We start from the raw sequence: 13019 nt of genomic DNA, 5'->3' as shown, positions 1-13019 counted from the left end.
ATGTCCGATATAAGCGCAGTACAAGAAGTTCAACCTGAAATCACGGTTGGCCTTCTTGACCAAATCGTTGCTCAAACCAATTTAACACCAGAAGATGAAACCTATGGCATTGCTAAACGCGGCGTCAGTGCTTTTATTGAAGAGCTATTAAAACCAAAAAACCAAGAAGAGCCTGTAAAAAAAGCATTAATCGATAAAATGATCACTGAAATTGATCAACAATTAAGTAAGCAAGTTGATGAAATTTTACACCATGAATCATTTCAACAATTAGAATCAGCATGGCGTGGCTTAAAATTACTCGTTGATAGAACTGATTTCCGTGAAAACATTAAAATTGAAGTTATTAGTATTTCAAAAAATGATTTATTAGAGGATTTTGAAGATGCCTCAGATATTACCCAATCTGGTTTGTATAAGCATGTTTATACTAACGAATTTGGTACATTTGGTGGCCAACCGGTTGGTGCTATTATTGGTAATTACCACTTTGGTCCTTCTGCTCCCGATATTAAAAACCTTCAAAATTTGGCGTCTGTAGCAGCCATGGCTCATGCGCCGTTTATTTCTGCTGCTGGTCCTAAATTTTTCGGTCTAGACTCTTTCGAAGGCTTACCTGACCTCAAAGATTTAAACGACCATTTTGAGAGTCCACAATATACAAAATGGCAAAAATTCCGTGAACAAGAAGATTCTCGCTTTGTAGGTTTAACCCTACCAAGATTCCTGCTACGTCAACCTTACGACCCTGAAGATAATCCAGTCAAAACATTTAATTATCATGAAAATGTTTCTGCCACTCATGAAGATTATTTATGGGGTAATACTGCTTTCACAATGGCGACTCGTATTACAGAAAGTTTTGCTAACTTCCGTTGGTGTCCAAATATCATTGGTCCACAATCTGGTGGGGCTGTTGAAGATTTACCTCTACATCATTTTGAAAGTATGGGTGATATTGAAACAAAAATCCCAACAGAAGTACTCGTTTCAGACCGTCGTGAATATGAGTTAGCCGAAGAAGGCTTTATCGCTTTAACCATGCGTAAAGGCTCTGATAATGCAGCGTTTTTCTCTGCAAATTCAGTTCAAAAAACAAAGTTTTTTGGTAACAGTGAAGAAGGAAGAAATAAGGAACTTAATTATCGCTTAGGTACGCAACTTCCTTATATCTTTATCATCAGTCGCCTTGCACATTACATAAAAGTATTACAGCGTGAACAAATTGGTAGTTGGAAAGAAAGAACCGATTTAGAGCAAGAATTAAATTCTTGGATAAGACAATACATCGCAGACCAAGAAAATCCACCCGCAGAGGTTCGTAGTCGACGCCCTCTTCGTGCGGCAAACATTGAAGTTTGCGATGTAGAAGGAAGCCCTGGTTGGTACAGAGTTAACCTATCAGTTCGCCCCCACTTTAAATATATGGGGTCAGACTTTACGCTCTCATTAGTTGGCAAGTTAGACCAAGAGTAATGCTTACTCCACTCTGCGTTGACTCCAATAATGACGTCAGCGCAGATGTTTTACAAAACATAATCACGATCCTATTTTCTCGAACGGTATATTTAAGGGACTAACAAAACATGGCTGCACAACGATTATTTGAACGGCTATTAACAGGAATAACACGGAACAATGCTGTTGTTAAGCCTAGTGACATAACGGAATCAATTCGATCTCATGTCTCGCAATTGCTATCAACCAGACAAGGAGACGCTCTTATTTGTCCTGACTTAGGTTTACCAGATCTTAATATGTCTCACATGACTCCTCACGATGCGATCATTCATGTAAAAAGAGAGGTAGAGCGAGTGATTCAGTGTTATGAAACCCGTCTTACGAATATTAAAGTCAATTATCTAGGTGATATTTATAGCCCTCTTCACCTTTATTTTGATGTTCAAGGTGACGTCATATTGAATGGCCAGAGTGTTCCTATCTCATTTACAACTCATGCAAAAACTAGCGGACAACAATCAGCTAATAGAAATATGCAAGGTGCTGCATGAGTTTTAATCAATATTACCAATCTGAGCTAGTTGCTCTACGAGAGCTAGGTAAATCTTTTTCGGAAGAAAATCCCGCCTTAGCCCCTTTTCTTGGTCAAGAAGGTCTTGACCCTGATATTGAGCGCTTATTTGAAGGTTTTGCTTTTTTAGTCGGACGCCTACATCAGCGCTTAGATAATCAATTACCAGAATTAACTCATTCACTAATGCGGTTACTTTGGCCTAATTATGTTCAAGCTATCCCTGCAATGAGTACATTAAAGTTTACTCCGGCTAGTGAATTAACTCAAAAAACACACATAGCTAAAGGGACGGAGGTATTAAGCCAGTCTATTGATGGTATTCAATGTCAATTCAAAACCTGTTATGACATTGATATATATCCTATTTCTATGGAATCTTCATCTTTTACTGCAAATGGTCATGGGGGGATATATCAACTTAGACTAGAGCTGTCGTCTGGTGTTCATCTTCACTCATTAGATATGTCAAAACTGAAAGTCCATTTTAATGGTGATAAAGCAAGCTGCCTTTCTTTAATAATGGCCCTAAGATCTGCAACCACTCAAGCTGAATTTTGTGCATTAAATAATGAACAAGATATTATTAACCGAGGTACTTTCCCAATAGAGAGTATTCAAGCTGTAGGTTTTTCCACTGAACAAAACCTATTCGATTACCCACTCAATACTTTTGAAGGTTATCGTCACATACAAGAGTTTTTTTGTTATCCCGAAAAGTATTACTACATTGACTTAACTGAGTTGCCTGTTTGGCCAGCTTCGTTTAGTGAAGGTTGTAAATATATCGATCTCAAATTCACACTAGCTAATATTACTCAGCAACCTTTTTATGCTAATCGTGTACAACCAGAATTATTTTGCACGCCTATTGTCAATTCATTTAAAACAGACACGCAACCACTCTTATTAACACATCGTAAAGACCAGTATAAAATTACACCAGCATCACTAACCGATAATCAAAGTACTATTTTATCAATCGAAGAAGTTCATGGCTGGAACCCTGGCCAGAAAGGACGTATTGATTTTTATCATTTCGAATCCTTTGAACATAATGATTCAAATAAACATTCAAATTACTACAGCATCCGACAAGAAAAGAACATTGTTACTGGGCATTTTGATACCTATTTATCATTTCGTTCTCAGTATACATTTACTAATAACATAACAGTATCTCTTGGGGTAACGGCTTGTAATGGTCCTTTAGCACAACGTTTAGCTATTGATTCTATAACCCAAACGACATCGCAAACCGCAGGTTCTGTAACCTTTACTAACATTCGCACCGTAACACCTTGCTACACACCGCCAATTGAGAAAGATGGCTTGTGGTCTTTAATTTCTAATATGTCTTTAAACTACCTATCATTAACAAAACCTGAAGCTTTTAAACGTATTTTATCTGCATACGATTTTGCAGGCCAACAGGATGATGCGAAAGGGAAAAAACACCAGAGACTAATTGATGGTATTGAAAACATAACAACTAAACCTAGCGATATGCTTTATCAAGGTGCTCCTGTCCGAGCAATGAATACCCATTTAAAACTCAATAGTAAAAACTTTTTATGTGAAGGTGAGTTGTATTTATTTGCGAGTGTCATTAATGAATTTCTTTCTCTTTATACGAGCATGAATTCATTTAATCAGTTAAATGTAACAAGTACCGATGGAGGAGACTATTCATGGCAACCAAGAATGGGGCAACAACCTCTAATCTAATAACGCCGGTCTCTTCTCTTGTAGAAACACTGGAAATCTCCATTGAGTTCATCGGTCATTTATCTTTAATGAAAGCGTTAGATCATGTATGTCATCAATTAAGCCTACATTACGATTATTCTCATGATCAGGCTTATGAACGCATTCAATTTATAGCGAATGCGTCACAAGGGTTTGCCGCTCGAGAGATTCAAACAATATCAATCTGCATCGATGGTAATGGCTTACCAAAAGTTATCATGTCCTTAAATATGTTGTCATTAATCGGGGCGTCTTCGCCTTTACCGCATTATTACAATGATTATTTATTACAAGATGAAAATAATATTCTGAAACCTTTTTTAGATATTTTCCACCATCGTCTTCATCGCCTTATCCGAACCGTATGGCAAAAATATCGTTACAATGCCGCGTTTAGAGAGGGGGCTAACGACCCTTTCTCTCAACATATTTTTGCATTACTCGGCTTAAAAGAAGAAGAACTTCGAGAAGATAAATCAATAAACTGGTCACGACTCTTCCCTTATTTAGGGTTGCTTAGTCAACGAGTTCGGTCCGCAAATACCATTGAAGCGTTATTACGATACTACTTCCAACATTCCGATATTTATATCGAGGAATGTATTTTGCGTCATTGCCAAATCCCAACGACACAACTCTGTGCTTTAGGACAAGCAAACGCTTCATTATCCACTAGCTCGGTGTTAGGTGATAGCGCCCCCGACCGTGCTAACAAGTTCCGAATCCATATTACGCAGTTAACTTGGGAACATTTTCATTCATTTTTAATCGATAAACCGAATTGGATTACGCTAAATAGATTGGTTCAATTTACCATTAAAGATCCACTCGACTTTGATATTCAGCTTCATTTAAAAAACGGAGAACCCCGTCCATTAACACTATCAGACAGCAATGAATGCTGCTTAGGTTGGACGAGTTGGCTAGGTTCAAGTGCAAATGAAGGCCGTATTACACTTTCAGGAAAAGCATCATGATTAACGTAGAATTATCTCAACTTATAAAAACCTTAGATAAAGAATCTCATTTAGCATTAGAACAAGCAGCTCAACTCTGCGTAGTTCGAGGTGGTAACGAAGTTCTTTGTGAAGACTTTATTCTAGCCGCCCTCAATAACCCTCAAAGTTTTTGGAACAAAGTCTGCCTGCAATATCAAGTATCTACTGAACGTTTAATTGAAGCATTACAGCACGGTAGAAAAAGTACGGCTTCTGAAAGTAATCACCCCGTACTGTCTACTGCCTTAATTGAGTGGTTACAAGAAAGCTATTTATATTCAAGATTAGAAATGCAATTACCTGAAGTTCTTGCTGCTAACCTATTATTAACGTTGCTATCTCACCCAAATAAATATGGCCACACCCCCTATTATCGTGAATTAAGTGTGATACCTGTTACATCGTTAAAACAACAAGTAGAAGGCTTAATTTCTTCAACAGAAAAAAGTAGTAATACAAATCAAGAACACCAAAGTGCTCTTGAATCTTACACAACAAATTACACTCAATTAGCCAAAGAAAATAAAATAGATCCAGTCTTATGCCGAGACAGTGAAATCAGGCAAATGATCGATATCTTAGCTCGCCGTCGTAAAAATAACCCAATGATTGTCGGTGAAGCCGGAGTCGGAAAAACAGCACTTGTAGAAGGCTTGGCACTGAAGATTGCACATGGTGAAGTTCCTGAATTATTAGAAAATGTCGCCCTACTTTCTCTCGATTTAGGGTTATTACAAGCAGGAGCGAGTATAAAGGGTGAATTTGAACGTCGTCTAAATTCAGTAATTAAGGCCGTACAAGAAAGCACAACACCTATCATACTTTTCATTGATGAAGCTCACACTCTTATCGGTGCTGGTGGACAAGCTGGGAGTAATGACGCAGCAAATCTATTAAAACCGGCTCTTGCTCGTGGAGAGCTTCGTACGATTGGAGCTACCACATGGTCAGAATATAAAAAACACATAGAAAAAGATCCCGCATTAGCTCGACGATTCCAACCAGTGAAGGTTAATGAACCAAGCGTTGAGCAAGCCGTGACTATTTTGCGTGGATTAGCTGAATGCTATGAAAAAAGTCACGGTGTGTATGTCCGAGATGATGCCATCATTGCCGCAGCTGAATTGTCAGCTCGATACATTAGTGGTCGACAACTTCCAGATAAAGCGATAGATCTTCTGGACACCGCTTGCGCTAGAGTAAAAATAAATCTCAAAGCAAAACCTGAATCACTCGAAGCCCTTTTACATAAGATTGCAATCACTCAGCGTGAACTCGATTGCGTTGTGAGAGATCAACAAGCAGGGATCTCTATTGATGTAAAACTTATCTCTAATCTTAGATCTCTACTTGCAGATACTCACTTAGAAGCAAATGTTTTAGAACAGCAATGGTTAACCCAAAAAGAATTGGCTGAAGCTTTATTAACATCAAGAATCGATATAGCACGCACCTCTAATGACAAAGAGCGAGAACGGTTAGTGTGTAATCAACAAAACATTTACCAACAACTTCTCACGGCACAAGAATCTGGTTCTTTAGTTAATTACGAAACATGCCCTTCTCTTGTAGCTGAAGTCGTCTCTCATTGGACTGGTATTCCAATGAGCACCTTAGAGCGCGGGCAAGCAACTCAAGTATTGAGCATTAAAGTGCAGCTTAAAGAACAAATTAAGGGACAAGATCAAGCGGTTATTGCTTTAGAAAAAGCCATTCAAGCAACAGCTGCTGGCTTAAATAATCCAAATGCGCCTACCGGTGTGTTTTTATTTGTAGGCCCAAGCGGCGTTGGTAAAACACAAACCGCACAAGCAATTGCAGATCTAATGTATGGGGGCGAGCAATTTCTTACTACTATTAACATGTCTGAATTTCAAGAAAAACACACCGTATCTCGTTTAATTGGTTCTCCTCCTGGTTATGTCGGTTATGGAGAAGGCGGAGTATTAACCGAAGCTGTCCGTCAAAGACCTTATTCCGTTATTTTATTAGATGAAGTCGAAAAAGCAGACCCTGAAGTGATGAATATTTTTTATCAAATTTTTGATAAAGGTACAGCAAACGATGGTGAAGGTCGTGAAATAAACTTCAGACAAACCTTAATTATTATGACGTCTAACCTTGCATCAGATCATATTGAAGCGCTTTGCAATCAAGAAGAAAAACCAACAGTCGAGGCTCTCACAAAAGCAATTCGTCCAACATTAAATCAATATTTTAAACCCGCATTAGTTGGCAGAATGAGTGTAGTACCCTTTTTCCCATTAGATATGGAAAGCATGGAAGATCTTGTAACTATTCGGTTGGAACAACTTAAAATACAACTAGATAAACAACATATACTACTCACTTATAACGAAAATATAATTCAGCACATTGCCAAAAGTTGCACGCTGACCGAAACCGGTGCAAGAAACATAGATGCCATTATTAATAACCAATTAAAGCCAGCATTCTCCTCTCAGATTCTATTAGCATTAGCTCGAAAAGAACCTCTAAGTAATATATCTCTCAATATCGATGACGATGGTCACGTGTTTTGTGAGTTTGGGGAATAGCTATGCAAAAACATGTAAATAACACAACCAATAACCAGCACAACGACCTAGGTGAATTTACCCAGTGTTGGTTATCAGGGGTCCTCAAGCACAGCGGCGCTCAAAAAGTAATTTGTTTCTTATCTCAAGTGTCGGGAACTCAGCTATTTAAAATGGCAGAAGGACAAACTCAACGTAATCAAAAACACATGATTAATCTCACTTATTTAGATCATAATCAAACCAAAAATAAAAACCTTAATACTGATTACCGTGAGTTCAACACCTTAACGCTTTGCATGACAGAAGGTCGTAATTTTAACCTTCACTTTAGCCAATGCAGTGAAGATATTAAGGATTTACTCTTTGAACAATCTGACCATTATTTATTAACAGATGGTGAAGTAGAATTCGTGCCACTAAAAAATACCCAACAACGAGTCTCTGGTGTATTAATGTTCTATTATCCAAACTTTACGTCATATAAAAAAAGTGACCGACAAACAATACATACACTAAATTCACTGGCTGTAGATCGCCTAACATCAACATTAAAAAAACAGCATATTTCTTTAGAGAAAATACTAACTCCCAATAATGACGGCAACCACATACCTTCGGATTTAAATATCATTGGTAATAGCCAAGCGATAAAAACAGTTCGCTTAACTATTTCTAAAGCATTACATATAAACCGCAATGTTTTAGTTACGGGTGAAACGGGTAGTGGTAAAGAACTAATAGCTAAAGCAATTCACCAATTCGGTAATCGCAGAAATGAACCCTATGTAATTCAAAACTGCGCCTCAATACCTGAACATTTATTAGAAAGTGAATTATTTGGGTACCAAAAAGGGGCATTTACTGGTGCAGATAGAGATTATATTGGCTTAATACGTTCAGCAGATAAAGGCATTTTATTTCTAGATGAAATTGGTGATATGCCAAGTTCATTACAAGCAAAACTCCTTAGGGTATTAGAAGAAAAAAAGGTCCGCCCTCTTGGGTCCACAACTCTTTACGATGTTGATGTGAAAATCATTTCAGCCACTCACCAAGCACTAATAAAGAAAATAGAACAAGGTGAATTTCGTCAAGACCTCTATTTCCGTTTAGCTCAATTTACAATTCCACTCCCAGCATTGAGAGAAAGAGAAGGTGATGTGGCATTACTGAGCCATTTTTTTGCTGATAATTACGCCCAGGAACAACATCAATCAACCCCTGAGTTAACTAAAGATTTTATTGATTATCTTGTTGAGTACTCTTTTCCTGGCAATGTTAGAGAACTAAAAAACATTATTGAACGTTGTTGTATGGAAGCACCCAACACTCGAAAATTAGATAAGGTCATTATCATTCAAGTCTTAAATGAACTCATGATGATGACCCCAAAAACAAAAGACAATAACCCACAAATAGGCAGTCTTTCTTCTCAAATAGAGCAATTTGAAAAAACGGTATTAGTGGCTTATTTAGAAAGGCACCAAGGACACCTACAGACTATCGCAAATCGATTAGAGCTTTCAAAAGGCTCACTCGATTATCGACTAAGAAAATTTAACTTATCCGCCAAGGAATGGAGATATTAAGCATGTTGTTACGCTTCTCACTGCTCATTATGACCTTACTGCTTTCTGCATGCAGTAATTACGATGATTACCGTCCTGTTGGCGAACCTGAGCCACAAGAACAAACCACTTTAATTTCAGAGGAGGAATAACATGGAACTTGCCTTTGATATTATTCAATCACACGATCTTCCTATAGATACTCTGCCTACATTTACCTTTAAAAAGGCAGGTGGAACTATTGGCCGTAGTCCGAATGCAGATTGGTACATTGCGGATTCAAAACGTCAGCTATCTAATATTCATGCATCTATTAGCTATGATAAAGAGCAATATTTCATCATGGATAACAGCACCAATGGTACCTATTTTAATGGCCAAGAAGCCTCTTTAAACACTGGTGAATTACATCCTATTTCTCATGGTGATGTGTACGAACTTGGATTTATTAAAATAAGAGCTCGTATTCTTCAAGATCCTACAAATTATGTCTCTCCAGAATCAACCAATAATCGCTCTTTAGACCCACTATCGAACCACGGTACCGATCAAGATCCTTCCGTTTTCGACATGATCCCTGATGATAGCTTTTTAAGTAATACTCCAATTGAAGAACTGTTAAATAGCGATGAGGAGATACTTCTAAAACAAGTCGAAGATAATATTCCCTCTCAAGCTATTATTGATGATGCTTTACTCAAAGAACAATTTATCTCTCCAGTATTCAATGACGATATTGTTAATGAAGATATTGATCTTGAACCACAACCAATAGAATCATTCGTTACAGAAAAAAGCACACAAAAGCAGGCTAGTGAACAACCAAAAACAAAATTAAATACGAGTAACGAAGCTTATTTAGCGGCACTTTCAAAAGGGCTAGGAATTGAATTAACTAATTTAGAGAACCCAGAGCAAACTCTATTTGATATTGGCTCTGCATTACGAAGTTCCGTTAATGGAATTCAACAGTTACTACGAACTCGAACTGAGATTAAAAATAAACTGACAGCAAACGCGACCACAATTCAAGCCCAAGGAAATAATCCGATCAAATTTAGCCATGATGTTAATGATGCATTGAATGTCATCATTCATCATAAACCCGGCTATTTACAAGGTATTGAGGCCATCAATCAGAGTTGTAAAGACATTCAAGCTAACCAGATCGCCATTCATGATGCCTGTCAGCATACGTTAGATTCCTTAATTGAAAAGCTATCACCACAGACCTTAGTCTACCGCTTTGTTCAAGACGGTATACACAGCAAATTTGGTAAAGCTGATGCTCAATATTGGAAAGCCTATGCAAAGTTACATGAAAAAATAAGCAAAGATAAAGATTGGCGAAACGCATTACTAGAGCAAGATTTCGCAAAGCAATATGAATCCCAGTTACAAATATTATCCGCAGCGTTACGTGTGTAACGATCGGACCATGAGTGATAAAAAGGAAATAACCATCATGAAAAAACTGTTTTCTCTCATAACGCTGCTCTTTATCAGTGCTTGTAGCAGTACTCCTGATCCCACTTATGTGGCTCTGACTCTCAATGCTTCTGCTAATTTAAACCCAGACCATGTTCAAAGGCCCTCGCCACTAGTTGTTAAGATCATTGAAATTTCATCAATTACTAGCTTTGAAAATGCCGAGTTTTTTGACTTATACAACAATGCAAAATCAACTCTTGGCTCTGATTTTATTGCCGAAGAAGAACTTATTTTAAGACCCGGAGATAAAAAAACCATCAAGTTAAAATTGGATACCAAAGGACAATATCTTGCTGTCATTGGGGCTTATCAAAACATTGATTCTGCAGAATGGTATTACATCTACACCGTTGAACAAGAAGAAGCACAAAAAATCGAATTAATCGCAACCGATACTTCGATCGTAAAATTAGAACGAGTTAAGAAAAAAATATCGCCAACAAAAAATAACTCACGGATATAAAGAGGCCAATAAATGCAAAAAGTAATATGGAAAGAAGGCATGTTATTGCGCCCTCAACACTTCCAACAAAATGACCGTTATTACCAAAACCAGTTGCAAGTGAGAACTCAACAACAACATAGGTTCAATTGGGGCTTTCATTCATTAAGCTTTGATAGCCACCACCTATCTGTTGGGAAGATTGTTATCAACCAAGCCTCTGGTATTCTTCCTGATGGATCTTTATTTGACATCCAGCATCAAACGAATCCAATCATTTGGGAATCAGACGCGCCAGCAACAAACTTAAATTTATATTTAGCTATTTCACTTTCTACAATAAATAGCCCTGAAACGCGTAATGAAAAAGAAACAGAAATCAACACTCGTTATATATCCTATGATTTAACGATTGCAGATAACAATGCACAAGTTCAAAACTTGCAAACAATAAGTTGTGGGGAATTAGATTTTCATATTATCACTGAAGAAAAAATTGATAATCACTGGGTTAAATTAAAACTGTGTGAAATAAAACAAGTGACTCCGGAAGGTGCGATTCAACTCAACCCTAATTTTGAGGCCAGTTTCATAAATGGCCAGCATTCTTCATTAGTACAAAGAGCACTGCGAGAAGTACTCACTTTAATCACTCACAAGGCCGATATACTGGCCGAGCGTATTACTCAATCAGGGCATGCTACGTCCGAAATTGGTGATTTTTTATTATTACAATTATTGAATAAATACGAACCTCAGCTCAATTACTTAAACAAAAGCGCTCATTATCACCCTGAAGAGCTCTTTTTGCTCTTAGCCTCATTACAAGGTGAGCTTTCTGCCTATGATGCTAACCGTCGCAGAGCAAATCTAGAACTTGCCTATAATCACAAGGAGCAAGGAGATGCTTTCGAGAAGATATTATTCCAACTTCGTAAGCAACTTAACCAATCACTGAAGCAAAATGCGTTTGAAATACCACTTCAAAAACGTAATCACGGTGTACTCATTGCTCCAATATCAGATGATTCTTTATTACAAGAAGCTACCTTTATCCTTGCTGCTCGCTCACACACTGATACAGAAACATTGCGCAAACAACTGCCGCCACAACTAAAAGTCGGACCTGTTGAAAAAATCCGAAATTTAGTAAATTTGCAGTTACCAGGAATAACCTGCCGCTCTCTTTCTGTAGCACCACGACAAGTTCCATTCCATGGTGATTATTGTTATTTCACCTTAGATCTTAATGCAAATGACCGCTCTCAATTAAGCCAATCTGGTGGATTCGCCTTTCATATTGCTGGTGATTTCCCTGAACTCTCTCTCTTTTTCTGGGCAATAAGGAACAGTTAAGATGAACAGCAGAAACATGGATGATCGTACAGTCCTAATCACACAAGAACCCCATCAGATCAATCCGGTATTAACTCAAAATTCGAGTGCGCCTAAGTTTGATCAGTTACAGGAACGTATGGTTTATGCCGCAAGAATCAAGCCAGAAGAATATAACTTTGCAGGAAATAACCCACTAATCAGTGCCGCATCTTCCTTACTTTGTATTACTTGCGATTTAAAAAAAGAGAGCTATCAAGATATTGAGCTTTTAAAACCAAAATTGGTCGAAGAACTAAAATCATTTGAATTCCAAGCGTTAAACTCGGGAGTAGAAAATAACTACGTCGCATTATCTCGTTATCTATTATGTTCATTTATGGATGAAATTATCGTCACTACACCTTGGGGTTCAGAAAGTCACTGGGCCTCACAAAGTATGCTAAGTAGCTTTCATAATGAAACTTATGGCGGAGAAAAATTCTTTCTTTTATTAGAAAAACTCAGCCGTAACCCAGCAAAATATTTAGACTTGTTAGAACTAATGTTCCTTTGTTTAAGTTTAGGGTTTGAGGGGAAGTACCGTGTTTTATCAAGAGGATTAGTCGAACTTGATGCTATTCGTGATTCATTATATCGACAAATACGATCCTTACGAGGTGATGAAAAATCAAGTTTATCTCCCAACTGGGAACCCAAACAGGTTCAATGCCATAAACTCACAAGACAAACCTCATGGATTGGAATTATTTGTGTCGTAACGGTTTCGTTATGTGCCATTTATGGTGGGTTTTATTACGTATTAAATCAACAATCAGAACTTGTAATACATGCCTTCCAACAGATTAAATTATAGGATTTTCA

Annotated in this window: 11 protein-coding genes; all 11 read left to right on the top strand. The window is 37.6% G+C overall.

Features of this window, described 5'->3' with window-relative positions; all coding sequences use genetic code 11:
* The 11 genes from tssC (at nucleotide 1) to icmH (ending at nucleotide 13011) form a co-directional block, all read left to right on the top strand.
* Complete coding sequence (gene tssC, locus A6E06_RS03300) at nucleotides 1-1476, top strand: type VI secretion system contractile sheath large subunit (RefSeq protein WP_065591617.1); 1476 nt, start codon at nucleotides 1-3, stop codon at nucleotides 1474-1476.
* Between the two features lie 110 nt (nucleotides 1477-1586).
* A complete protein-coding gene (tssE, locus tag A6E06_RS03295; RefSeq protein WP_065591616.1) occupies nucleotides 1587-2012 on the top strand; it encodes a type VI secretion system baseplate subunit TssE in 426 nt (141 codons plus the stop codon).
* The gene (tssF, locus tag A6E06_RS03290; RefSeq protein WP_065591615.1) at nucleotides 2009-3760 is read left to right on the top strand and encodes a type VI secretion system baseplate subunit TssF; all 1752 of its coding nucleotides are present in this window, start codon (nucleotides 2009-2011) and stop codon (nucleotides 3758-3760) included. Before tssE ends, tssF begins: the two co-directional genes overlap by 4 nt.
* The gene (tssG, locus tag A6E06_RS03285) at nucleotides 3724-4758 is read left to right on the top strand and encodes a type VI secretion system baseplate subunit TssG (RefSeq protein ID WP_065591614.1); all 1035 of its coding nucleotides are present in this window, start codon (nucleotides 3724-3726) and stop codon (nucleotides 4756-4758) included. Before tssF ends, tssG begins: the two co-directional genes overlap by 37 nt.
* On the top strand, nucleotides 4755-7337 hold the full coding sequence (tssH, locus tag A6E06_RS03280) for a type VI secretion system ATPase TssH (protein ID WP_065591613.1): 2583 nt from the start codon (nucleotides 4755-4757) through the stop codon (nucleotides 7335-7337). Before tssG ends, tssH begins: the two co-directional genes overlap by 4 nt.
* A gap of 2 nt (nucleotides 7338-7339) precedes the next feature.
* Nucleotides 7340-8908: a sigma-54-dependent Fis family transcriptional regulator gene (locus A6E06_RS03275; protein ID WP_065591612.1), complete on the top strand. Its 1569-nt coding sequence runs from the start codon at nucleotides 7340-7342 to the stop codon at nucleotides 8906-8908.
* Between the two features lie 2 nt (nucleotides 8909-8910).
* Complete coding sequence (locus A6E06_RS20080; protein WP_141676874.1) at nucleotides 8911-9039, top strand: hypothetical protein; 129 nt, start codon at nucleotides 8911-8913, stop codon at nucleotides 9037-9039.
* Between the two features lies 1 nt (nucleotide 9040).
* Nucleotides 9041-10315: a type VI secretion system-associated FHA domain protein TagH gene (tagH, locus tag A6E06_RS03270; protein ID WP_065591611.1), complete on the top strand. Its 1275-nt coding sequence runs from the start codon at nucleotides 9041-9043 to the stop codon at nucleotides 10313-10315.
* 37 nt (nucleotides 10316-10352) lie between these two features.
* Nucleotides 10353-10841 carry a type VI secretion system lipoprotein TssJ gene (gene tssJ / locus A6E06_RS03265; RefSeq protein WP_065591610.1) on the top strand — a complete coding sequence of 163 codons (489 nt, stop codon included), beginning with the start codon at nucleotides 10353-10355 and terminating at the stop codon, nucleotides 10839-10841.
* A 12-nt stretch (nucleotides 10842-10853) separates the two neighbouring features.
* Nucleotides 10854-12176 carry a type VI secretion system baseplate subunit TssK gene (tssK, locus tag A6E06_RS03260; protein WP_065591609.1) on the top strand — a complete coding sequence of 441 codons (1323 nt, stop codon included), beginning with the start codon at nucleotides 10854-10856 and terminating at the stop codon, nucleotides 12174-12176.
* Between the two features lies 1 nt (nucleotide 12177).
* The gene (gene icmH / locus A6E06_RS03255) at nucleotides 12178-13011 is read left to right on the top strand and encodes a type IVB secretion system protein IcmH/DotU (RefSeq protein ID WP_065591608.1); all 834 of its coding nucleotides are present in this window, start codon (nucleotides 12178-12180) and stop codon (nucleotides 13009-13011) included.
* Nucleotides 13012-13019 lie beyond the last annotated feature (8 nt).

Origin of the sequence: Aliivibrio sp. 1S175, from assembly GCF_001690985.1 — a bacterium.
In the GTDB taxonomy this organism is placed as follows: Bacteria; Pseudomonadota; Gammaproteobacteria; order Enterobacterales; family Vibrionaceae; genus Aliivibrio.
This window is presented reverse-complemented; position numbering and strand designations above follow the sequence as displayed.

What these genes read in the sequence shown, in the direction of transcription:
- icmH (WP_065591608.1), top strand. Translation starts at nt 12,178, where the DNA reads ATGAACAGCAGAAACATGGATGATCGTACAGTCCTAATCACACAAGAA.
- tssJ (WP_065591610.1), top strand. Translation starts at nt 10,353, where the DNA reads ATGAAAAAACTGTTTTCTCTCATAACGCTGCTCTTTATCAGTGCTTGT.
- A6E06_RS20080 (WP_141676874.1), top strand. Translation starts at nt 8,911, where the DNA reads ATGTTGTTACGCTTCTCACTGCTCATTATGACCTTACTGCTTTCTGCA.
- tssE (WP_065591616.1), top strand. Translation starts at nt 1,587, where the DNA reads ATGGCTGCACAACGATTATTTGAACGGCTATTAACAGGAATAACACGG.
- tssH (WP_065591613.1), top strand. Translation starts at nt 4,755, where the DNA reads ATGATTAACGTAGAATTATCTCAACTTATAAAAACCTTAGATAAAGAA.
- A6E06_RS03275 (WP_065591612.1), top strand. Translation starts at nt 7,340, where the DNA reads ATGCAAAAACATGTAAATAACACAACCAATAACCAGCACAACGACCTA.
- tssF (WP_065591615.1), top strand. Translation starts at nt 2,009, where the DNA reads ATGAGTTTTAATCAATATTACCAATCTGAGCTAGTTGCTCTACGAGAG.
- tssC (WP_065591617.1), top strand. Translation starts at nt 1, where the DNA reads ATGTCCGATATAAGCGCAGTACAAGAAGTTCAACCTGAAATCACGGTT.
- tssK (WP_065591609.1), top strand. Translation starts at nt 10,854, where the DNA reads ATGCAAAAAGTAATATGGAAAGAAGGCATGTTATTGCGCCCTCAACAC.
- tagH (WP_065591611.1), top strand. Translation starts at nt 9,041, where the DNA reads ATGGAACTTGCCTTTGATATTATTCAATCACACGATCTTCCTATAGAT.
- tssG (WP_065591614.1), top strand. Translation starts at nt 3,724, where the DNA reads ATGGCAACCAAGAATGGGGCAACAACCTCTAATCTAATAACGCCGGTC.